Origin of the sequence: Sphingomonas sp. CFBP 13728, assembly GCF_014841895.1 — a bacterium.
Lineage (GTDB): Bacteria > Pseudomonadota > Alphaproteobacteria > Sphingomonadales > Sphingomonadaceae > Sphingomonas.
The window spans coordinates 613348-633808 of the sequence record NZ_JACYUS010000002.1; the positions used below are offsets into that span (position 1 = coordinate 613348).

22 protein-coding genes are annotated in these 20461 nt (G+C 65.5%); 13 read left to right on the plus strand and 9 right to left on the minus strand.

Annotation, left to right across the window (positions count from 1 at the left end; translation table 11 throughout):
• Positions 1–7 precede the first annotated feature (7 nt).
• The gene (locus IFT67_RS11725) at positions 8–520 is read left to right on the plus strand and encodes a methylated-DNA--[protein]-cysteine S-methyltransferase (protein WP_244647338.1); all 513 of its coding nucleotides are present in this window, start codon (positions 8–10) and stop codon (positions 518–520) included.
• Positions 517–1218: a dienelactone hydrolase family protein gene (locus tag IFT67_RS11730; RefSeq protein ID WP_192238443.1), complete on the plus strand. Its 702-nt coding sequence runs from the start codon at positions 517–519 to the stop codon at positions 1216–1218. The genes IFT67_RS11725 and IFT67_RS11730 overlap by 4 nt, the downstream gene beginning before the upstream one ends.
• Before the next feature lie 115 nt (positions 1219–1333).
• Here IFT67_RS11730 and IFT67_RS11735 read toward each other — a convergent pair whose 3' ends face one another.
• The 4 genes from IFT67_RS11735 to hemE all read right to left on the minus strand — a co-directional run bounded on the left by IFT67_RS11735 (position 1334) and on the right by hemE (position 5348).
• Positions 1334–2053 carry a TerC family protein gene (locus IFT67_RS11735; protein WP_192238684.1) on the minus strand — a complete coding sequence of 240 codons (720 nt, stop codon included), beginning with the start codon at positions 2051–2053 and terminating at the stop codon, positions 1334–1336.
• A gap of 228 nt (positions 2054–2281) precedes the next feature.
• Positions 2282–3538 carry a transcription termination factor Rho gene (gene rho / locus IFT67_RS11740; RefSeq protein ID WP_031395107.1) on the minus strand — a complete coding sequence of 419 codons (1257 nt, stop codon included), beginning with the start codon at positions 3536–3538 and terminating at the stop codon, positions 2282–2284.
• Positions 3539–3840: 302 nt separating this feature from the next.
• Positions 3841–4302, minus strand: a complete 462-nt coding sequence (locus IFT67_RS11745) for a CopD family protein (RefSeq protein ID WP_192238444.1) — start codon at positions 4300–4302, stop codon at positions 3841–3843.
• Positions 4299–5348 (minus strand): uroporphyrinogen decarboxylase, encoded by a 1050-nt coding sequence (gene hemE / locus IFT67_RS11750; protein ID WP_192238685.1) that lies wholly within the window; start codon positions 5346–5348, stop codon positions 4299–4301. The genes IFT67_RS11745 and hemE overlap by 4 nt, the downstream gene beginning before the upstream one ends.
• Positions 5349–5676: 328 nt before the next feature.
• On the opposite strand from hemE, the gene IFT67_RS11755 reads away from it, so the two are divergent.
• The 10 genes from IFT67_RS11755 to IFT67_RS11800 all read left to right on the plus strand — a co-directional run bounded on the left by IFT67_RS11755 (position 5677) and on the right by IFT67_RS11800 (position 12212).
• Positions 5677–6510, plus strand: a complete 834-nt coding sequence (locus IFT67_RS11755) for a pyruvate, water dikinase regulatory protein (RefSeq protein ID WP_192238445.1) — start codon at positions 5677–5679, stop codon at positions 6508–6510.
• Positions 6507–7097 carry a Maf family protein gene (locus IFT67_RS11760; protein ID WP_192238446.1) on the plus strand — a complete coding sequence of 197 codons (591 nt, stop codon included), beginning with the start codon at positions 6507–6509 and terminating at the stop codon, positions 7095–7097. The genes IFT67_RS11755 and IFT67_RS11760 overlap by 4 nt, the downstream gene beginning before the upstream one ends.
• A gap of 181 nt (positions 7098–7278) precedes the next feature.
• Positions 7279–8091: a shikimate dehydrogenase family protein gene (locus tag IFT67_RS11765; RefSeq protein ID WP_192238447.1), complete on the plus strand. Its 813-nt coding sequence runs from the start codon at positions 7279–7281 to the stop codon at positions 8089–8091.
• A complete protein-coding gene (coaE, locus tag IFT67_RS11770; protein WP_192238448.1) occupies positions 8088–8663 on the plus strand; it encodes a dephospho-CoA kinase in 576 nt (191 codons plus the stop codon). The genes IFT67_RS11765 and coaE overlap by 4 nt, the downstream gene beginning before the upstream one ends.
• Before the next feature lie 15 nt (positions 8664–8678).
• Positions 8679–9371, plus strand: coding sequence for a DNA polymerase III subunit epsilon (dnaQ, locus tag IFT67_RS11775; RefSeq protein WP_056064356.1), 693 nt, complete (start codon positions 8679–8681; stop codon positions 9369–9371).
• 61 nt (positions 9372–9432) lie between these two features.
• The gene (hpf, locus tag IFT67_RS11780) at positions 9433–10032 is read left to right on the plus strand and encodes a ribosome hibernation-promoting factor, HPF/YfiA family (RefSeq protein WP_056064359.1); all 600 of its coding nucleotides are present in this window, start codon (positions 9433–9435) and stop codon (positions 10030–10032) included.
• Positions 10033–10133: 101 nt separating this feature from the next.
• Positions 10134–10601, plus strand: coding sequence for a PTS sugar transporter subunit IIA (locus tag IFT67_RS11785; RefSeq protein ID WP_192238449.1), 468 nt, complete (start codon positions 10134–10136; stop codon positions 10599–10601).
• Positions 10591–11076 carry a PaaI family thioesterase gene (locus IFT67_RS11790; RefSeq protein ID WP_192238450.1) on the plus strand — a complete coding sequence of 162 codons (486 nt, stop codon included), beginning with the start codon at positions 10591–10593 and terminating at the stop codon, positions 11074–11076. Before IFT67_RS11785 ends, IFT67_RS11790 begins: the two co-directional genes overlap by 11 nt.
• Entirely contained in the window at positions 11073–11399 is a 327-nt protein-coding gene (locus IFT67_RS11795) for a DUF1491 family protein (protein WP_192238451.1), read from the plus strand. The genes IFT67_RS11790 and IFT67_RS11795 overlap by 4 nt, the downstream gene beginning before the upstream one ends.
• 153 nt (positions 11400–11552) lie before the next feature.
• Positions 11553–12212, plus strand: a complete 660-nt coding sequence (locus IFT67_RS11800; RefSeq protein WP_107964314.1) for a cell wall hydrolase — start codon at positions 11553–11555, stop codon at positions 12210–12212.
• Positions 12213–12292: 80 nt separating this feature from the next.
• Here the strand turns inward: IFT67_RS11800 and IFT67_RS11805 are convergent, their stop codons facing one another.
• The 4 genes from IFT67_RS11805 to recQ all read right to left on the minus strand — a co-directional run bounded on the left by IFT67_RS11805 (position 12293) and on the right by recQ (position 16823).
• A complete protein-coding gene (locus IFT67_RS11805) occupies positions 12293–14149 on the minus strand; it encodes an AsmA family protein (RefSeq protein WP_192238452.1) in 1857 nt (618 codons plus the stop codon).
• An 84-nt stretch (positions 14150–14233) separates the two neighbouring features.
• A complete protein-coding gene (locus IFT67_RS11810) occupies positions 14234–14632 on the minus strand; it encodes a hypothetical protein (RefSeq protein WP_192238453.1) in 399 nt (132 codons plus the stop codon).
• The gene (locus tag IFT67_RS11815) at positions 14629–15057 is read right to left on the minus strand and encodes a protein tyrosine phosphatase family protein (RefSeq protein ID WP_056064377.1); all 429 of its coding nucleotides are present in this window, start codon (positions 15055–15057) and stop codon (positions 14629–14631) included. The genes IFT67_RS11810 and IFT67_RS11815 overlap by 4 nt, the downstream gene beginning before the upstream one ends.
• Entirely contained in the window at positions 15054–16823 is a 1770-nt protein-coding gene (gene recQ, locus IFT67_RS11820) for a DNA helicase RecQ (protein WP_192238454.1), read from the minus strand. The genes IFT67_RS11815 and recQ overlap by 4 nt, the downstream gene beginning before the upstream one ends.
• A gap of 168 nt (positions 16824–16991) precedes the next feature.
• Between recQ and IFT67_RS11825 the strand changes: the two genes are divergently transcribed.
• Positions 16992–18065, plus strand: coding sequence for a type I restriction endonuclease (locus IFT67_RS11825; protein WP_192238455.1), 1074 nt, complete (start codon positions 16992–16994; stop codon positions 18063–18065).
• Between the two features lie 495 nt (positions 18066–18560).
• Here IFT67_RS11825 and IFT67_RS11830 read toward each other — a convergent pair whose 3' ends face one another.
• Complete coding sequence (locus IFT67_RS11830) at positions 18561–20390, minus strand: ABCB family ABC transporter ATP-binding protein/permease (RefSeq protein WP_192238456.1); 1830 nt, start codon at positions 20388–20390, stop codon at positions 18561–18563.
• Positions 20391–20461 lie beyond the last annotated feature (71 nt).

A 20461-nucleotide genomic window follows, 5' to 3' on the forward strand; every position in this document is an offset into this window, starting at 1 on the left:
ACCCTTGATGACGCTTGAGCGGTCCATCGCGGCGCTGCATAGCTGGGTAATGTATGCGCGCGATGCCGCCTCGATCGCAACGCCTATCGGTCTGGTCCGCGTGACCGGCACCGGGGACCGGATCGACGCGATCGATATCGGCGTGGAGGATGGTTCGACCAGCGATGCCCCCGCGATCCTGGAAGCACTGCGCCAGCTCGACGCGTATTTCGCCGGACGGCTGACCGAGTTCGACCTGCCACTCGCGCTCTCCCCTACCCCACGCGGTGCCGACCTTCGCCAAGCGATCGTCGACATCGCCTACGGCACCACGGCAAGCTACGGCGCGCTCGCCAAGGCGATCGGCTCCAGCCCGCGCGCGATCGGCCAGGCGTGTGCGCGCAATCCTTTTCCGATCATCGTCCCCTGCCACCGAATCCTTGGAGCCGGCGGAGCGCTTGGTGCGTACTCCGCGGGGGAAGGCCCGATCACCAAATCCCGGCTGCTCGACCACGAGCGGCCGCCAGGAGGACTGTTATGACGAACACTACCAAGATCGCTACGCTCGCGGGCGATGGCGAATTCACCGCGTATCGCGCGACCCCGGCAGGCACGCCAAAGGCGGCGATCGTCGTGATCCAGGAGATTTTCGGCGTGAACGCCGGGATCCGCCGCAAGTGCGATACGCTCGCCGAGGCCGGCTATCTCGCGATCGCCCCCGACCTGTTCTGGCGCCTCGAGCCGGGCATCGAACTCGATCCGGACATCAAGCCCGAGTTCGACCGCGCGCTCGAACTGATGGGCCAATTCGACCAAGACAAGGGTATCGCCGATATCGAGGCGAGCATCCGTGCCGTCCGTAGCGAACTCGGTGACGACGCTAAGGTCGGCGTGGTCGGCTACTGCCTGGGTGGGCGCCTCGCGTTCATGACCGCGGCGCGGACCGACGTCGATGCGAGCGTCGGCTATTACGGCGTCGGGATCGACGGCCTGCTCGGCGAAAAGCACGCGATCGCACACCAGGTGCTGCTGCACGTGCCGGAGGAGGATCACTTCGTCGACAAGGACGCACAGGCGGCGATGCACGCCGGGCTCGACGATCACCCCAAGGTGACGATCTACGATTACGCGGGCGAGGACCACGGCTTCGCGACCGAGTTCGGCGAGCGTCGCTCGGATGCATCGGCCAAGCTGGCGGACGAGCGGACGGCGAAGTTCTTCGCGGATAATTTTGGCTGACCACGTCCTCCCCGTCGCCCCTGTTCCGGGTGACGGGGTGCTGACGGCAGACATGAAAAAGGCCTCGCCGGACGATCCCGGCGAGGCCTTTTCCTTATCCCAACTGCCCCCGCGATCAACGCAGCAGCGAGATGATCCCGAGCGTCTCGCCGGTGCCGACCCAGCCTTCGTAGATCATCTTCAGCGCGACCACGAGGATCACCGCGAGGCCGATATACGCGATCCAGCGATACTTATTGATGACGCGCGCGATGTAGTTCGCGGCGAGGCCCATCATCGCAACCGACAGCAGCAGGCCGATAACGAGGATGCCGGGATGCTCGCGCGCCGCGCCCGCTACCGCCAGGACGTTGTCGAGGCTCATCGACACATCGGCGACGGCGACCGCCCAGGCCGCGCTTGCAAAGCCCTTAGAGGAACGGATACCCGATCGCTCGTCGCCCTCGATCTCCTCGGACCCGGCGTTCTCCGCGCCCTCGCGGATTTCGCGCCAGAACTTCCAGCTTACCCAGAGCAGCAGCAGGCCGCCTGCGAAGATGAGCCCGACGATCCCCATCAGCCACGTCACGATCAACGCGAAGAAGATGCGCAGGACGAGTGCCGCGCCGATACCGATCAGGATGACCTTCTTGCGCTGGTCGGCGGGAAGGCCAGCGGCGAGTGCGCCGACGACGATCGCGTTGTCGCCCGCTAGGACGAGGTCGATCATCAGGACCGATCCGAACGCGGCGAGCGCCTTCGGGTCGCCCAGGTTGGAGAAGTCGGCGACGATATGCTGCCAGATTTCCAGCGGCGAGCCGGGGCCCACGGTGCTCGATGCGGCGGCGGCCAGCATGGCGATGATACTCAAGATGTCAGCTCCCGGTGACGTGGCCACGCCGCGGGCGGAGTGGCGGTTTTCATAGTGATTAATAGCAAAGCGGCACGCGAAAGCCATGCTCTCGCGTGCCGTCTTGGGTGTTCTTGGCGGACATGGGCAAAGCCCATGTCGTCGGTCGGAGCTTACGCCCCGCCGGCCGAACCGGTGCGAGTCCTGCGCCAGCTTGGCGCAGGCCGCACTCGGTTATTGATTCATGGAATCGAAGAAATTCTCGTTGGTCTTCGAATCCTTCATCTTGTCGAGCAGGAACTCCATCGCGTCGATCGTGCCCATCTGCATCAGGATACGGCGCAGGACCCACATCTTGCTGAGCTTGGCCTTGTCGACCAGCAGCTCTTCCTTGCGGGTGCCCGACTTGCCGACGTCGAGCGCCGGGAAGATGCGCTTGTCCGCGACCTTGCGGTCGAGCACGATTTCCGAGTTGCCGGTGCCCTTGAACTCCTCGAAGATCACCTCGTCCATGCGGCTGCCCGTATCGATCAGCGCGGTCGCGATGATCGAGAGCGAACCGCCCTCCTCGATGTTGCGTGCGGCACCGAAGAAGCGCTTCGGACGCTGCAGCGCGTTCGCATCGACACCACCGGTCAGGACCTTGCCCGACGACGGCACGACGGTGTTGTAGGCACGACCCAGACGCGTGATCGAGTCGAGCAGGATCACCACGTCCTTCTTGTGCTCGACCAGGCGCTTGGCCTTTTCGATCACCATTTCAGCGACTTGCACGTGGCGCTGCGCGGGTTCGTCGAAGGTCGAACTGACCACCTCGCCCTTCACGCTGCGCTGCATGTCGGTGACTTCCTCGGGGCGCTCGTCGATCAGCAGGACGATCAGGAACACCTCGGGGTGGTTGTCGGTGATCGCCTTGGCCATGTTCTGCAACATGACCGTCTTGCCGACGCGCGGCGGGGCGACGATCAGCGTGCGCTGGCCCTTGCCCTGCGGCGAGACGATGTCGATCACGCGCGCCGACTTGTCCTTGACGGTCGGGTCGGCGGGATCGAGCGTCAGCTTGCTCTCGGGATAGAGCGGTGTGAGGTTGTCGAAATTGACGCGGTGGCGGACGACGTCGGGATCGTCGAAATTGACCGCGGTCAGCTTCACCAGCGAGAAATAGCGTTCGCCATCCTTCGGCCCGCGGATTTCGCCCTCGACCGTGTCACCGGTGCGCAGGCCGAACTTCCGCACCTGGTTCGGCGAAATATAGATGTCGTCCGGCCCCGCCAGATAGTTCGATTCCGGCGAGCGCAGGAAGCCGAAGCCGTCGGGCAGCACTTCGATCGTGCCGAGCCCCATGATCTGGTCGCCATTGTCCGCCTGAACCTTCAGGATCGCGAACAGCAGGTCCTGCTTGCGCAGCGTCGAGGCGCTCTCGACCCCCAGTTCCTCGGCCAGCTGGACCAGCTCGGCGGGTTTCTTTTTCTTCAGGTCTTTGAGATGCATGGGGATTTCCGGATAGCAATCAACGGGAGAACGCTCGTTCGGCGGTGCGCTTGGGAAGCGGAACTGGGCGAGACGAGTCTGCTGGAACCCACGACCGGGCAGGACGCCAGGAGGCCGTGTTGGGAGAGGGGGTTAGAATTGGGGGGCGGGTTAGTCAAGCGGCCCCTTCAATCCTCCCCCGCCAGGGGGAGGTGGCTGGCACTTGCCAGACGGAGGGGGAGGAAAGGACAACGGTTGTTGCGCGTTCCTCCCCCTCCGTCACCTCCGGCGACACCTCCCCCTGGCGGGGGAGGATCAGGAAGTCAGAACGGCTTAACGATCACAAGCACGACGATCAGCGTCACCGCCAGCGCAGGCACCTCGTTCAGCATCCGCAACTGCTTCCCCGCCAGCGTCGGCTTCCCCGCGGCGAGCTTCTTCGCATAGCCGACCGCCCAGCCGTGATATCCCGTCAGCAGAAATACGATCAGCAGCTTCAGGTGCAGCCACCCCAACCCCGGCGCGCCGTCCGCCAGCCCCAGGTTCAGCGCCAGCGCGATCCCCAGCGCCCAAACGACGATCATCGCCGGCGTCAGGATGATGTGGCGGATCTTGCTCTCGCGCTCGACCCAGTTCGCCGCCTCGGTCGTGTTACCGGCCGCCAGCGCCTCCTGATGATACACGAGGTAGCGCGGTAGCATGAACAGCCCCGCCATCCAGAAGATCACGAAGATCAGATGCGCCGCCTTCACCCAGTCGTACGCAGCGCCCAGAACTCCGCTCATGTCGTGCTCCTTACGCGGGCGATCAGCTGCTCGACATGCGCGATGGGCGTGTCGGGAAGGATGCCATGGCCGAGGTTGAAGACGTGCGGACGCTCGACGAACGCCGCGAGGATCCGGTCGATCGCCGCATCGAGATCCGCCCCGCCCGCGATCAACGCCAACGGATCGAGATTGCCCTGCACCGGCATGTCGGCGGGCAACGATGCGTGCGCCCAGACCGGATCGACGGTCTCGTCCAGCCCGATCGCATCGACACCCGTCTCGCGCGCATAGGCCGGGAGCTTGCCCCCTGCCCCCTTCGGAAAGCCGATGATCGGCACGCCGGGGCAACGCGCGTGGAGGCGCTCGACGATCGACGCGGTCGGCGCGATCACCCAGCGCTCGAACTGCGCGGGCGATAGCGACCCCGACCAGCTGTCGAACAGTTGCACCACATCGACACCCGCCTCGACCTGCCGCACGAGATACTCGACGGTGTTGTCGGCGATCGCATTGATGATCGCACCGAACGCATCGGGGTCGCGATACGCGAAACGCCGCGTCTCGGACTGATCCTTCGAGCCCTTGCCCGCCACCATATAGGTCGCGACCGTCCAGGGAGACCCCGCAAAGCCCAGGAACGTCGTCTCGGGAGGCAAGGCAGCGGCGACCTTCGCGACGGTGCCGTAGACCGGCTCCAGCCGCCCCATCACCGGCTGCAACCGATCGAGAGCATGGTCTACCAGCGCCGGCTCGAGACGTGGCCCCTCGCCGACCCCGAAGCTCAGATCCTGTCCCAGCGCCCACGGGATCATCAGGATGTCCGAGAACAGGATCGAGCCGTCGAACCCGAACCGGCGGATCGGCTGGAGCGTCACCTCGGCTGCGGCGTCGGGATCGGTCGCGAGCGCGAGGAACCCGCCCTTCTCGGCGCGCAGTTCGCGGTATTCGGGGAGATACCGCCCCGCCTGCCGCATGAGCCACAGCGGCGGTACGGTCTGACGCTCTCCGCGAAGAGTCGCCAGGAGCGGCTTGAAGGTCGGCGAGTTGGGGGTCGGATCGGTCAGCGGAGCACCCTTCTTCTACTATAAGAAGATTCAAGAAATAGGTTGTTGCAGTGGTTGGGCGGTTGAACCCGGGACTTATGCGGTGATCCCGGAATTGCCAACAGCTTGACCCTCGCGCACCGCCACAAACGCGCTGATTCGATTCAAGGCTCCCCGTTACCCACAGCCTGTGGATAAAATCCGGCCCTGTGCGCGGCGGTGTGGATAGAATCGGTGTTATCCACGGCGCACCCGTCGCTTGGCGAGGCGGACGAGTTACGCTAGCCGTTCTCCCCATGTTATCCACAGATTCACGCCCAGCCAGCCTCCCGCTGGGGATAAAACGCCGATGATGCGGCTCCACCTTCACTTGCTGTCGGATTCGACCGGCGAGACACTGGAGAACATCGCGAAGGCGGCGCTGGCGCAATATGACGACGTCGAGACGGTCCGCCATTTCTGGCCGATGGTGCGGACCGAAGCGCATCTCGAGCGTATCCTCCAGGAGATCGCGCAGAACCCGGGGCTGGTCGTGTTCACGCTCGTGAACCCCGCAACGCGGCGGATCCTAGAGCAACGCTGCCTCGCGCTGGGGCTGCCCGCGGTGGCGCCGCTCGACCCGGTGAACGACGCGCTTTCCGGGTTGCTCGGGCAGCAGGCGAAGGCGCGGCCGGGACGCCAGCACGTCCTCGATGCCGCCTATTTCGCGCGCGTCGACGCGATCCAGTGGACGATCGCGCACGACGACGGGATCGCGTGGGAGGAATGGGAGGAGGCCGATATCGTCCTCGCGGGCGTGTCGCGCTCGTCGAAGACGCCGACCTCGATCTATCTCGCCAACCGCGGCTACAAGACCGCCAACATCCCGATAGTGGTCGAAAGCCCACCGCCGAAGATCCTCTACGGGCTTAAGAACCCGTTGATCGTCGGCCTCACGACCAGCGCCGACCGCCTGATCCAGGTCCGCCGCAACCGCCTGCTGTCGCTCAACCAGCAGCCCGACACGTCCTATGTCGAGGAAGAAGCGGTGATGCGCGAACTCGCCTTTGCGCGCCGCATGTTCGCCGACAATGGCTGGTCGGTGATCGACGTCACGCGCCGCTCGATCGAGGAAACCGCGGCGGCAATTATCGCCTTGTGCAACCAGCGCCGCGCCGACGCCGCTCCGAAGGTCGAATCATGAGCCTGATCCTCGCCTCGCAAAGCGCCTCGCGTCGCGCGATGCTGACCGCCGCCGGCGTGCCGTTCGAGGCGACCTTCGCCGGCGTCGACGAGGATGCAGCCAAGGCGGCGCTACGCGACCTGTCCCCGCGCGATCTTGCGGACGCGCTGGCCGAACTGAAGGCGCTCAAGGTTTCCGCGAGAATGCCCGGCTATCTCGTCCTCGGAAGCGACTCGCTGGTAGCACTGGAAGACGGCACCATCCTCGATAAGCCCGTCGACCGCGCCGACGCCGCGGCGCACCTGCGGCTGATGTCCGGTAAGCGCCACGACCTCTGGAGCGCCGCGGTCGTCGCCGAGAACGGCCAGGCGATCTGGCGCCACGTCGAGCGCGCCAAGATGCACGTCCGCCCGCTGTCCGATGCATTCATTGAGACGTATCTCGATGCGGAATGGCCCGCGATCTCGGGCTGCGTCGGTTGCTACCGCATCGAAGGCCCCGGCGCGCAACTGTTCGCCAGGATCGAAGGAAGCCAGTTCACGGTACTCGGCATGCCGCTGCTCAACGTCCTCGACTTCCTCCGCGCGCGCGGCGAGCTGCCGGCGTAACGTATCTCTTGCTTTCACCCGCCCTACCCCCGTCGGTCTCCCCAGCGAGAGCTGGGGTATCTCACGAGGCAGACGACGTTCGCCAAACGGGGAGATCCCAGCTTTCGCTGGGATGACGGGAAGAGAGCGGTATGCCTATCTATGCAAATACAGCTACTAAACTGAGTTACCGGAGCTTCGAATGACCCGTCCCTACGCAGAAGTGATCGGCGATCCGATCGCGCAGTCGAAATCGCCGCTGATCCACGGCTTCTGGCTCGACGCGCTGGGGATCGATGCGGAGTACCGCCACAAGCTCATCACCCCGGACGCCCTCCCCGCCTATTTCACCGAACGCAAAGCCGACCCCGCATGGCGAGGGTGCAACATCACGATGCCGCACAAGCTCGCGGCGCTCGACCACGTCTCCGACCCCGGCAACGTCCGCGGGACGATCGGCGCGATCAACACCGTGTTCCGCAACCAGGCGGGCGACTGCATCGGCACCAACACCGACGCTGCCGGTTTCTGGGCACCGATCGACGATCTCGACATCGCCGGTCAGCCCGTCACGGTGATCGGCGCCGGCGGTGCTGCCCGCGCGATCCTGTTCGCGCTGTCGCGGATGGGTGTCGGCCCCGTGACGATTCTCAACCGTAACCCGCTCAAGGGCGCGGCTCTGCTATCCACGTTCAAGCTCAAGGGCCAGGCGCTTCCGATCGGCCCCGCCGCCCCGCCGTCGCGCCTGCTCGTCAACGCCAGCGTCCTCGGCATGACTGGCCAGCCACCGATCGACATCGATCTCGGCGCGCTCGAACCGGACTCGCTGGTCTACGACATCGTCTATTCCCCGCTCGAAACCGGCCTGCTGAAAGCGGCGCGCGCGCGCGATCTCGAAACCGTCGATGGCCTGGAGATGCTGATCGGCCAAGCAGCGGTCGCGTTCGAGATATTGTTCCACGTGGAACCACCGCGCGATCGCGACGACGAACTCCGCGGGCTGCTGATCAAATGATCATCGGCCTCACCGGATCGATTGGCATGGGCAAATCCGCAGTCGCCGCGATCTTCGCCGACGAGGCCGTCCCCGTGTTCGACGCCGACGCGACCGTCCACCGCTTGCAAGGTGTCGGCGGGCGACTCGTTCCCGTAATCGAAGCCGCCTTCCCCGGCACGACCATCGATGGCGCAGTCGACCGCGCGAAACTCGGCGCAACGGTCTTCGGCGACGACGCCGCGATCAAGCGGCTCGAAGCGATCGTCCACCCCGCCGTCGGCGAAGAACGCGCCGCCTTCCTCGCCAAGCACGTCGGCCAGCGAGTCGTCTTCGACGTCCCTCTCCTCTTCGAGACCGGCGGCGATCGCAACGTCGACATGATCGTCGTCGTCTCCGCCGCCCCCGACGTCCAGCGCGCCCGCGTCCTCGCCCGTCCCGGCATGACAGCGGAGAAGTTCGCCGCGATCTTGGCCCGCCAGACCCCCGACGCCGAAAAACGCGCCCGCGCGGATCACGTCATCAACACCGACACAAGCTTCGACGCGACGCGCGCGCAAGTCCGGGCGGTGCTTGCATCCTGGGAAATCTGAGCCGATACCATCGGGATGCGTGAGATCGTCTTCGATACCGAAACCACCGGCCTCAGTTTTTCCGGCGGCGACCGCATGGTCGAAATCGGCTGCGTCGAGATGCTCAACCGGGTCGAGACCGGCCGCACCTTCCACGCCTATTACCACCCCGAACGCGACATGCCGGTCGAGGCGTTCAACGTCCACGGGCTGAGCGCGCAGTTCCTCTCCGACAAGCCGAAGTTCGCCGACGCGGTCGAGGACCTGCTCGAATTCGTCGGCGACGCGCCGATGATCGCGCACAATGCCGGCTTCGACTTCTCGTTCCTCAACGGCGAGCTGACCAAGTGCGGGCGCCAGATCGTCCACATGAAGCGGATGGTCGACACGCTGCAGATCGCGCGCAGCCGTCACCCCGGCGCCAAGCATTCGCTCGACGCGCTCTGCTCGCGGTTCGGCATCGATCGCAGCCACCGCGTCCTGCACGGCGCGCTGCTCGACGCGCAGTTGCTCGCACAGGTCTATGTCGAGCTGATGGGCGGTCGCCAGATCGGCCTCGGCCTGCTGAGCGATACCGGCAGCACCGCGTCGACTCCGATCGTCGCACAGGCGCCTCGGGTCGTTCGCCCTGCCCGCGTTTTCGCGGTGAGCGAGGGAGACCTTGCGGCTCATGCTGCGTTTATGAAGGGGATCAAGGATCCGATCTGGGGGGCCGTGGCGTCCGGATGACGCTGGCAGGGTGGAGCCAATAGGACCGCCCGAAGACTGTAACGCCGACAAGGAGACGACAATGGATATCCGGATTTCTGGTCATCAGGTTGACACTGGCGAAGCACTCAACAGCCACGTGGAAGACCGACTCCAGGGTATCGCCGACAAGTATTTCTCGCGCGCCATCTCGGCGGAAGTCACGTTCGGCAAGGGCCCGCACGACGCTGGCTTCAAATGCGACATCGTTTCGCACGTGATGAAGGGCCTCGTGATCAAGGGGCATGGCGACGCCTATGACGCACGCGCCGCGTTCGATGCCGCCGCCGCCAAGATCGAGACTCAGCTCCGCCGCTACATGCGCCGCCTGAAGGATCGCCATGCCGGCGAAGCGGTCGCGATCGCCGAGAGCAACGGCTACGATAATGCCGGCTACACGCTGTTCCAGGAGAGCATCGAGGAAGACGATGTCGCGGACGCACCGCTGATCATCGCCGAAACGCGCGTCGATATCCCCGAGGCCAGCGTGTCCGACGCGGTGATGATGCTCGATCTGCGCAACACCGCCGCGTTGCTCTTCATGAATGCGGGCACCGGCGCGCACAACATGGTCTATCGCCGCGGCGACGGCACGATCGGTTGGGTCGAGCCACAGCGAGCAGCGGCCACCCCGGCCCAATAAAGAAGGGTCCATAAAGGCGCGGGTCTCAAGGCCGCGTCTTTACGCCCCCGCGCAACCCGCTAAGGCGGACGCGCGCGGGGGCGCTTGAGACATTGAACACAATGACCGATTTTAGTGACATGCTGCGTCCCGACGCAGTGCAGACGGGCGTGATCGCCAAAAACAAGAAGGCAGTGTTCCAGCATCTCGCCACGATTGCGTCTGAGATACTCGATGCAGACCCCAAGATGATCGCCGACCGGCTGGCAGCGCGCGAGAAACTCGGCTCGACCGGGTTCGGCGGCGGCGTCGCGATCCCGCACGCCAAGCTCGAAGGGCTCGCGCAGGTAACGGGCGTGTTCGCGCGGTTGGCAGAGCCGGTCGATTTCCAGGCGGTCGACAATCTCCCCGTCGATCTCGTCTTCATGCTGCTCTCCCCCACCGATGCCGGCGCGGTCCACCTGAAGGCCCTCGCCCGCGTCTCGCGTCGGTTGCGCGACAAGGCGTTCCTCGAGAAACTGCGCGGCGGCGGTTCGCCCGACGCGGTCTACGCGCTGTTCACCGCCGACGAGGTCCGCGATGCAGCCTGACTTGGCTCCCAGTTCGGCCCAAAACACAGCAGGCGCAGACGCGCATTTCCGCGCACTGGAGTCGCTCTACGCCCAAGCCCCGATCAACCGCTTCTTCGACTCCTCGCTGGAAATCCCCGAAGCCGGCGTCGCGCGCATCCATTTCACGGTCGACGAGCGCCACTACCACGCCGGCGGCGCCGCGCACGGTACAAGCTATTTCAAGATGCTCGACGACGCCGCCTTCTACGCCTGCAACAGCCTGGTCACCGATCGCTTCCTGCTCACCACCGCCTTCAACCTCCTCCTCACAAGACCGCTGAAAGTCGGCCCCGTGATCGCCGAGGGACGCTGGATCAGCGGCAAGCGGCGCGTTTTCGTCGCGGACGCGCGACTGATCGATGCTGACGGCGAAGAAGCGGCAAGAGGCACCGGCACCTTCATGCGCTCGCGGATCGCGCTCGCCGGCCTCCCCGGATACCGCAGCGCAGCATGAGTGGTCGTCTCCCTAGCGGAGTCCTCGTCAGCGCGCTGTTGCGGCGCGTCAACGATGCCGGCGGTTTCGGCGCGGTGATGGCGAAAGGCGATCCGCAAGGCGGCGCGATCCTGGTCATTGCGATCGACAAGGGCGCTCCGCCCCGTCTGCTCGAACGCGGCATCGGACCCGACGGGCGGACCGCGCTGATCGACTCCACCCCACTCGAAGACCTCGACGGATATTGGCGTCGGCGCCGCGCAAGCGACCCGGATCTCTGGGTAATCGAGGTGGACATCGCAGCGGCGGAACGGTTCGCCGCTGAAACGATCCTCGACGATTGACTCGAAAGCCCCCCCAATAGAGGGGAATTGCAACATTGATTGGCGTTGTGCTGGGACGGGTGCGATCCGGATCAGTTACGCAGTCGGGGGGATGCCTGGACGATCGGCTCGTACGATTGCTTCCGCGGTCCAACCGCATCTGAATAAGTTTGAATGACGATTCTTCAGCGGGCTGCGACGATCGCGGTCATGACCTTCTCTCTCGCCGGCCTGCTCGGCAACAGCGCTCCCGGTCAGGCAACCGGTATCGATCGCTCGACCACCAATCTCACCGCTCTCGCCAATCTAAACGCGCTCTCGCCGCAGAATGTTCCGCAGATCGCTCCAGTTGCCACCACCGTCGCACCTGTCGAGACGAACGCCGAGAACACCGCAGTCAGCCCTGCCGTCGCAGAAGCCGAAGAATTCGACACGCTCGCCCAGGCCGTTGCCGCGCAGGATAGCGCCGCCGCCGACGAAGCGCTCCAGTGCCTTGCCGGCGCGATCTATTTCGAATCCAAGGGTGAGCCGCTGACCGGTCAGCTCGCGGTCGCCGAAGTCATCATCAATCGCGCCAAGTCGGGTCGCTTCCCCGCCAACGTCTGCGCCGTCGTCAAGCAGCGCGGCCAGTTCAGCTTCGTTCGCGGTGGCCAGATCCCCAACATCAACGCCGGCACCGCCTACCGCACCGCGATCGCGGTCGCCAAGGTCGCTCTCGCCGATGCGTGGAACAGCCCTGCCGACAAGGCACTCTACTTCAACACCCCCGATCGCCGCCCCAGCGTCCGCGCGATCAAGGTCGCCTCGATCGGCAACCACATCTTCTATCGCTGATATCCCCGGGATATCGCTGAAGTCCGACCCCGTCCCGCACCCAGCGGGGCGGGGTTTTTCATATCCGCTGACGTTTCAGCCTACCGCAGCACTCGTGCCGCCAACCCCGAACAATCCGCATCGCTAGCCGTGGGACCCTGCTTGCCGGTGATCGCACGCCCGATCGCCTTGAAGATATTGCCGACGGATTTCACCTCTGGCGGGATCGTCACATTCGGCTGCTGGATCGTCCCGGTCATGTACGCCGACCCCGGCAGTTGGAGCAACGCATGCTGCTTCGGCGCGCCGCTCAGCCGAATGTTGAGCGCTTCGGACGGAAACACTACGCTCCCCTGCCCGCGCAACTGGCTGGCGGTGGTATCGACTATCATCGGATCGACCCGCCCTCGCCCCCGCGTCACGTCGAGTTTCACCACCACGCAGCGCAGACCCGCGCGCTCGCCATCTTTCGCCAGCAACGCGCGCGCCGCATCGAACCCCAGCGCGGCCGCGATCCCCTGCGGTAACTGCCCGTCCCGCGCAACGAACCCGATGCTGCCATCGGCGTTGCCGACCGCAGCCCGGATCGTCTCGCCCGGCCCCTTCAACCGCACCCGCGCGCTCACGTTACCGCTGAAGTCGCCGCGCCCGCCCGCCAGTGCCTGCACGCTGCTACCCCGCAACCGCAGGTCGATCGCGACGGTCGGCGTCTTGCGATCGTCCCGCTGGTCGACCGTGACCTTGCCGGTGACGGTCCCCTGCGGCAGCCTCGCGACGAGCTGGTCCAGCGTCAGCAGCTGGTGATCGATCGCGATCGTCCCCTTGGCCGACACGATCGGCGACTTGCCCTTCGCGGCGACGATATGCTGGATGCGGAACCCGAACTCGGCATCGGTGCTGTCGATCTTGCCTATGTCGATCCGCGTATTCGGCACCAGCCTCGGCCCGATCGCCCGCTCCAACGCGGCCCCCTTCGCCTGTGCCTCGTCGGACGACAGGTCCGCGAAGTCGAACTGGCGCGAGACGATGTCGCCGTTCACCTTGCTCCGCCCGTCCCGTTTGTCGACCGTCACATGTCCTGCGAAATCCGACCGTCCGACCACGCCCTTCAGCTGCGTGATGGTCCATTTCGGCGCATCGTGGCGGACGTGCGCGCTGAACGACACCGGCTGCGTCCGGAACAGCCCTGCCTCGATCACCGCGTCGATTAGCTTCAGGTCGGTCGCGCGCGCCGTCACGTCGAGCGTCATCGCATCGGTATCGAGCGGCCGGTCCATCACACCCTTTGCCGAGATCGACAGCTTGTCCCCATCGATCGACGCGGTGAACGGCCACGGCTTGCCCTGCGACCGCTCGATCGACGGCCCCGAGACCGCGATCCGCACCGCTGCCCCCCGCACGGTACCGGTGCCGTTAGCGCGGATGCCCGCAACCGGATCGGAGGAGAACCGCGCGGTGATCTGACGCCCCTGCTTGGCATCGCGGTACGAGATCACGCTGTCGCGGATGACGAGCCCCTGCAGGTCGTTCGAACTGCCGCCGCTCTTGGCCTTGCCCGGCCGATCCCAGTTGGTCCGCCCCTGCTTGTCACGCACCAGCGCCAGGTACAGTCCGGACGCCTTCACGTCGCGCGGCCCGAACCCGCCCTTCAACAGCGACAGCGCGGAAAACGTCGCCTCCGCCTCGCGCAACCGCACGAAATCGCCGCTACCGGCCCATGTCGCCTGCGGAATACGGACCTGCGTGATGCGGATCGTCGGCGAAAAGCCGAACCCGTCGACGCGCTCGATCCCGCCGATCGTCACCAGCCGCCCGAAGCGCGCGGTTAGCTGCCGCTCGATCACGCCTTTCAGCGATCCCCAGGGGAACACGGCGAGCCCGATTATGACCGTAGCCATCACGGCCACGACGACGATGCCGGTGACTTTCACCCAGCGCTTGGCGACCCATGTTCTCATCTACTGCGGCGACGCGTCGAAACGGGAAACGTTCCGCAAGCGTCAGGACCGCTGCCGCAGAATGACCGCGGTGCGTCGGGCTCGCTAGACCCGCACGCTCTTCGGCGCCAACCGGCGGATATCGAGGACATCGACCTGCGCGAGCATCACCGCACCCAGCGCCTTGTCCCCGGTCTCGACCAAAATCCCCTCGTGCGTCGCGCGCACCGTCCGCCACGATACCTCGCGCACCGTCAGGGTCTTGCCGATCCGCTTCACCGCGGCAACGCGCCCGTCATCCGCGATCGCCAGCGCGCCTTGCCCGTCCGCGCCGACGACAGCGCCAGCCACCGCAAACCCGCGAAGCTGTGCCTGCGCCGCGTCCGCCGCCTCTTCCGGTGTCTCGATCTTCACGACCCGTTGCATTCGCACGACCACCCATCCCAAGGCGGCGAGCAGCACCACAACGACGGCCACGATGCCGCCGACGATCGCAGGCGTCATCGCGGCCCTGCGAGCGCGTCCAGCATCGGTCGGATTCCGCGCAGGTCGTACCCGGCGTCCTCGGCCTGCGCGAGCAGCAGGTTCGGATTCCGCCCCGCCTTCGCCGCTGCCAGCGCCCAAAGGTTGCAGCTCCGCGTCCCCGACCGGCAATACGCCAGCACCGGCCCGTCCGAGTCGGTCAGCGCCTGCGTCATCGCGTCGATCTGCGGATGCGAGAACCCCGCATGCGTCACCGGGATCGAGACGTATTTCAGCCCAGCCGCTTCCGCCGCAGCGCGGATCGCGTCACCCGAAGGCTGCCCCGCATCCTCGTCGTCCGGTCGGTTGTTGACGATCGTCTTGAACCCCGCCGCAGCGATTTCCGCGACTTGCTCGACCGCGATCTGTGGCGCGACCGAAATACTTTCGTTTATTTGCCGTATCATGCGGACTCGCGGATGACCTGGAGGAAGGCATCCCCATAGGCGTCGAGCTTGCGCGCGCCAATGCCTGATAACAGGCTCAGCTCGGCCCGCGACGACGGTCGCTGCCGCGCAATGTCACGCAACACCGAATCGTGGAAGATCACATACGGCGGAACGCCCGCTTCCTTCGCCAGATCGCGCCGCCGCACGCGCAACGCCTCGAACAGCGGATCGTCGACCGGGTTCGGCACAGCGCCAACCACCCCCTTGCGCCGCCGCTCGCGCTTGGGCGGCACGACGATCGACACCGCCGCCTCGCCCTTGAGGATAGCCTTCGCCGCCGGCCCGAACTCGAGGCCCCCATGGGGATTGGTCCTGAGCGCATCCTTCAGCATCAACGCGCGCGACACAGGCTTCAGCAACGCCACCTCGTCGCCCTCGACGATCCCGTACACCGACAGCGCCTCATGCCCGTTCATCAGGCTGCGTTCGCTCGACACCCCCGTAAGGATGCCCTCGATGTACCCGACGCCGTACATCTGCCCGGTCCGGAACACCGCCGACAGGAACTTCCGCGCCGTCTCCGTCGCATCCACCGCATCGACGTTACCGAGGCAATTGTCGCAATTCCCGCAATCCTCGAGCCGCTCCTCGCCGAAATGCTTGAGCAGGATTCGCCGCCGGCACCCGGCGGTCTCGACCAGCCCGCCCATCGCGGTCAGCCGCTGCCGCTCGCCCGCCTGCCGCTCGGGCTCGACCTCGCCGATCCGCTGCCGAGCGCGCGCGAAATCCTCCGCGCCCCAGAACAGATGCGCGATCGCCGGGTCGCCGTCACGCCCCGCGCGACCGGTCTCCTGGTAATAGGCCTCGATCGACTTCGGCAGCCCGGCATGCGCGACGAACCGCACGTCGGGCTTGTCGATTCCCATCCCGAACGCGACCGTCGCGCAGATCACCATGTCCTCGCTCGCGACGAAATCGGCTTGGTTCTTCGCGCGCACCTGCGGATCGAGCCCCGCATGATACGCCCGCGTCGGCCGTCCGCTCCGCCCCAACGCCTCGGCCAGCTTCTCGGTCGCCGCGCGTGTCTGCGCATAGACGATCCCCGGCCCCGGTATCTTCTCCAAGATGTCGGCGATCTGCCGGTTGACATTGTCGCGCCCCGAAATCGCATAGCGAATGTTCGGCCGGTCGAACCCCGACACGATCAGGCCCTCCTGCGAGATCCCCAACTGCTCGAGGATATCCGCCCGCGTATGCGCGTCCGCGGTCGCGGTCAGCGCGAGGCGCGGCACATCCGGAAAGCTGTCGAGCAGAGGCCGCAGCAACCGGTAATCCGGCCGGAAATCATGCCCCCACTCACTAACGCAATGCGCCTCGTCGATCGCAAAGAGGCTGAGCTTGGCCTGCGACAGCAGATTGCGAAAACTCTCGTTCGAAGCCCGCTCCGGCGCGACATACAGCAGGTCCAGATCGCCCGCCCGAAACCGCGCGATCGTCTCCTCACGGTTCGTATCGACCGACGTCAGCGTCGCCGCCTTGATCCCAACGGCAGTCGCTGCCCGCAACTGATCATGCATCAACGCGATCAGCGGCGACACGACCACGCACGTCCCCTCCAGCATCGTCGCCGGCAACTGATAGCACAGCGACTTCCCCGCCCCGGTCGGCATGACCGCCAGCGTCCGCTGCCCCGCGAGCACCCGGTCGACGACATCGCGCTGCACGCCACGAAAATCAGGAAAGCCGAAGATGCGCTGGAGATCGGGAAGAGGGTCGAGTGCCATCGCCCCGGACCTAGGGTTCGTTCACCGTCGCCGCAATGCATGATCCGCGATCGGTTCGATCATCACGCTACGCAGACTAGATCGAATTCCGAGCAGATTGTTTCGGTACCGTCATGGACCACCGGACCTTCCCTGCGCATCCTCCACGTTCAATCCGGGGGGACGCGCATGGAACTGAACATCAGGCTGGCCGAGTTGCAGAAGCGCACGATCGAACACCGCGAGGTGCTGCTGACCGAGGAAGCGGCGAAGACCGCGCTCGTCATGCCGTTCCTCCAGTCGCTCGGCTACGACGTCTTCAACCCATCCGAAGTCGTCCCCGAATTCACCGCGGACGTCGGCACCAAGAAGGGCGAGAAGGTCGACTACGCGATCTGCGCGGGCGGGAAAGTGTCGATCCTGATCGAGTGCAAGCCCTCGTCGGTGCAGCTCAACGTCAACCACGCGGGCCAGCTGTTCCGCTATTTCAGCGTCACCGACGCGCGCCTCGCGGTGCTGACCAACGGCGTCGTCTACCAATTCTATTCGGACATCGAGCGCCCGAACAAGATGGACGACAAGCCCTTCTTCACCTTCACGATGGACGCGATCAAGCCCGGCGACATCCGTACGCTCGAGAAGTTCACCAAGGCCGCGTTCGACATCGACAAGATCGTCCAGGAGGCCGGCAATCTCAAGACGCAGTCGCTGATCCGCCTCGAACTGGAGAAGGAGTTCGCCGAGCCGTCGGACGAGTTCGTCCGGATGATGGCGCAGCGTGTCCACGGCGGACGCCTGACGCCCGCGATCAAGGACGGTTTCGCAAAGCTGCTCGCGCCTGCGATCGCCGCGCTGATCCGCGATTTCGTCAACGAACGGCTGTCGTCCGCGCTGAAGGCGTCGAGCCCGGTCGAGGACCTGCCGCCGGGCGCGTCCGACGACCCTTCCGACGGCGACGGCATCGTCACCACGCAGGAGGAAATTTCCGGCTTCCACATCATCCAGGCGATCGCCTCACGGCTCGTCGACCCGAAACGCGTGATCGTCCGCGACGCGAAGTCGTATTGCGCGATCCTGCTCGACGACAACAATCGCAAGACGGTCGCGCGGATGCACTTCAACGGCATCACGACCAAGTATCTCGGGATGTTCGCGGGCAAGGACGAGACGCGGCATTTGCTGTCGGACCTGACGCACATCTACCAATATTCGAGTGCGATCGAGGCAAGGTTACGCGAGCTGGACCCGTCGATTCCTGCATAGGCTGCCACACCCTTTCTGTTCCCTCGCGAACGCGGGGGCCCAGGACCAAGCAGCGCCATCGCTCGTGCTTCCTGGCCCCCCGCGTTCGCGACGGAACAGAGGAGGTTGCGTGCATCGCGACGCTCGCCTTTAGGGCTCCACCACGGCACCCCGGCACCCATCCCACAACCATCCCGGCGAAGGCCGGAGCCCAAGTGGAAAGGTGGCAATAACGACGCGCTGCCCTTCGTTAGCAACGTCCCCCAATTGGGCCCCGGCCTCCGCCGGGGTGGGGAATTGCGCAGACCCACGCTCTGCGCTTCCATGTTTCCCCGCGAAGGCGGGGACCCAGCCTGGGCTCCCGCCTTCGCGGGAGAACATGGAAGGGGAAGCTGCCGTTCGAATGCGGCCGCCGTATTTGCTTTACGGGATGAGCACACAACACGTCTGACACGGCGGTGTGGGGAGGGCTAGGGCGCGTTCATGATCGATCGCTACGCACGGGTGTCCCACACCTTACTCCGCCGCCAATGCCCCATCATCATCCCCCGCGCGCTCCTGCGCCTGCCGGTTCCACATCTCCGCATACACGCCACCCTGCCGCAGCAGCTCGGCATGCGTCCCCTTCTCGACGATCCGCCCCGCCTCGAGCACGACGATCTGGTCCGCATGCACCACCGTGGACAATCGGTGCGCGATCACGATCGTCGTCCGCCCGCGCTCGATCGCCTCCAGCGTATCGAGTATCTCAGCCTCGGTCCGGCTATCGAGCGCCGACGTAGCCTCGTCCAGGATCAGGATCGGCGGGTTCTTCAACAACGTCCGAGCGATCGCCACGCGCTGTTTCTCACCACCCGACAGCTTCAACCCACGCTCGCCGACGCGCGTCTCATACCCCAGCGGCTGGCGCTCGATGAACCCAGCGATCGCCGCGCCCTTGGCGGCAACCTCGACCTCCGGCATCTCCGCACCCTCGCGACCATAGGCGATATTGTACCCGATCGTGTCATTGAACAGCACCGTATCCTGCGGCACGATCCCGATCGCAGCGCGCAACGACGCCTGCCGAACCTGCGAAATATCCTGCCCGTCGACGGTAATCCGCCCGCCCGTCAGGTCGTAGAACCGGTACAGCAACCGCGCGAGCGTCGACTTGCCCGCCCCCGACGGCCCAACGACAGCCAACGTCGACCCAGCCGGCACATCCAGCTCCAGGTCGCGCAGGATCGGCCGCCCCGCATCGTACCCGAACGACACCCCCTCGAACCGCACATGCCCCGCGCTCACCGCCAGCGCCGGCGCACCCGGTGCATCGACGACCGTCGCCGGCGTATCGATCAGGTCGAACATCGCCGCCATGTCGAGCGCACCCTGCCGGATCGTGCGATACACCATCCCCAACAGGTCGAGCGGCCGAAACAACTGCGCCAGCAGCGTCGACACGAACACCACGTCGCCCGCCGACGCCTCGCCCCGGCTCCACCGCCACACGACGAACCCCATGCCGCCCGCCAGCATCACATTGGTGATCAACGCCTGCCCGAGGTTCAGCCACGCGAGCGAATTCTCGCTCTTCACCGCGGCCTCGGAATAGGCCGTGATCGCGCTGTCGTAGCGCTTCGCCTCGCGCTCCTCCGCGCCGAAATACTTCACCGTCTCGAAGTTCAGCAGCGAATCCACCGCATGCGCGACGGCGCCGGTATCAAGGTCATTCATCCGCGCGCGCAGCGCATTGCGCCAGTCGGTCACCATCCGCGTGAACGCGATATAGCCGACCACCATTACCACGGTCGCGACGACCAGCGGCCAACCGAACTTGGTCCAGAACAGCCCGAGTACCAGCACCAGTTCGAACACCGTCGGCGCGATATTGAACAGCAGGAAATACAGCATCGTATCGATGCTCTTGGTGCCGCGCTCGACCACCTTGGTGACCGCACCCGTCCGCCTGGACAGGTGAAAATCGAGGCTCAGCGCATGCAGGTGGCGAAACACCTGCGCCGCCAGCCGCCGAGACGCATCCTGCCCGACGCGCTCGAACACTGCGTTGCGCAAATTGTCGAACAGCGTCGTCCCGAACCGCGACGCCGCGTACCCGACCACCAGCAACACGACGAGCGTCAGCGCGGTGCGGTCGTTCCCCGCCATCCGGTCGACCGCGTATTTCAAGGTGAACGCCGCGCCGAAAACCTGGATCAGCTTCGACGCGATCACGAGCAGCATCGCGACGACGATCCGCGCCTTCAGCCTGGGCTGCCCCGCCGGCCACAGGAACGGCAGGAAGCGGCGGAGCGTCGGCAGCAAGGGCTGGTCCGCGCGGGTGGAGGTGTACGTATCGGGTGGCATGGATCGATGCGATGTAGGCGCAGTCAAGCCCCGGCGAAAGCAGTTGGGGGAACAATCCTGCCACTTCGTCG

Excerpts from the sequence above, each read along its gene's own strand:
- recQ (WP_192238454.1), bottom strand. The coding sequence starts at position 16,823 with ATGGCACTCGACCCTCTTCCCGATCTCCAGCGCATCTTCGGCTTTCCT.
- IFT67_RS11790 (WP_192238450.1), top strand. The coding sequence starts at position 10,591 with ATGCAGCCTGACTTGGCTCCCAGTTCGGCCCAAAACACAGCAGGCGCA.
- IFT67_RS11810 (WP_192238453.1), bottom strand. The coding sequence starts at position 14,632 with ATGACGCCTGCGATCGTCGGCGGCATCGTGGCCGTCGTTGTGGTGCTG.
- rho (WP_031395107.1), bottom strand. The coding sequence starts at position 3,538 with ATGCATCTCAAAGACCTGAAGAAAAAGAAACCCGCCGAGCTGGTCCAG.
- hpf (WP_056064359.1), top strand. The coding sequence starts at position 9,433 with ATGGATATCCGGATTTCTGGTCATCAGGTTGACACTGGCGAAGCACTC.
- IFT67_RS11805 (WP_192238452.1), bottom strand. The coding sequence starts at position 14,149 with ATGAGAACATGGGTCGCCAAGCGCTGGGTGAAAGTCACCGGCATCGTC.
- IFT67_RS11755 (WP_192238445.1), top strand. The coding sequence starts at position 5,677 with ATGATGCGGCTCCACCTTCACTTGCTGTCGGATTCGACCGGCGAGACA.
- IFT67_RS11825 (WP_192238455.1), top strand. The coding sequence starts at position 16,992 with ATGGAACTGAACATCAGGCTGGCCGAGTTGCAGAAGCGCACGATCGAA.
- coaE (WP_192238448.1), top strand. The coding sequence starts at position 8,088 with ATGATCATCGGCCTCACCGGATCGATTGGCATGGGCAAATCCGCAGTC.
- dnaQ (WP_056064356.1), top strand. The coding sequence starts at position 8,679 with ATGCGTGAGATCGTCTTCGATACCGAAACCACCGGCCTCAGTTTTTCC.
- IFT67_RS11765 (WP_192238447.1), top strand. The coding sequence starts at position 7,279 with ATGACCCGTCCCTACGCAGAAGTGATCGGCGATCCGATCGCGCAGTCG.
- IFT67_RS11795 (WP_192238451.1), top strand. The coding sequence starts at position 11,073 with ATGAGTGGTCGTCTCCCTAGCGGAGTCCTCGTCAGCGCGCTGTTGCGG.
- IFT67_RS11830 (WP_192238456.1), bottom strand. The coding sequence starts at position 20,390 with ATGCCACCCGATACGTACACCTCCACCCGCGCGGACCAGCCCTTGCTG.
- IFT67_RS11800 (WP_107964314.1), top strand. The coding sequence starts at position 11,553 with ATGACGATTCTTCAGCGGGCTGCGACGATCGCGGTCATGACCTTCTCT.
- IFT67_RS11725 (WP_244647338.1), top strand. The coding sequence starts at position 8 with ATGACGCTTGAGCGGTCCATCGCGGCGCTGCATAGCTGGGTAATGTAT.
- IFT67_RS11760 (WP_192238446.1), top strand. The coding sequence starts at position 6,507 with ATGAGCCTGATCCTCGCCTCGCAAAGCGCCTCGCGTCGCGCGATGCTG.
- IFT67_RS11745 (WP_192238444.1), bottom strand. The coding sequence starts at position 4,302 with ATGAGCGGAGTTCTGGGCGCTGCGTACGACTGGGTGAAGGCGGCGCAT.
- IFT67_RS11730 (WP_192238443.1), top strand. The coding sequence starts at position 517 with ATGACGAACACTACCAAGATCGCTACGCTCGCGGGCGATGGCGAATTC.
- IFT67_RS11735 (WP_192238684.1), bottom strand. The coding sequence starts at position 2,053 with ATGCTGGCCGCCGCCGCATCGAGCACCGTGGGCCCCGGCTCGCCGCTG.
- IFT67_RS11815 (WP_056064377.1), bottom strand. The coding sequence starts at position 15,057 with ATGATACGGCAAATAAACGAAAGTATTTCGGTCGCGCCACAGATCGCG.
- IFT67_RS11785 (WP_192238449.1), top strand. The coding sequence starts at position 10,134 with ATGACCGATTTTAGTGACATGCTGCGTCCCGACGCAGTGCAGACGGGC.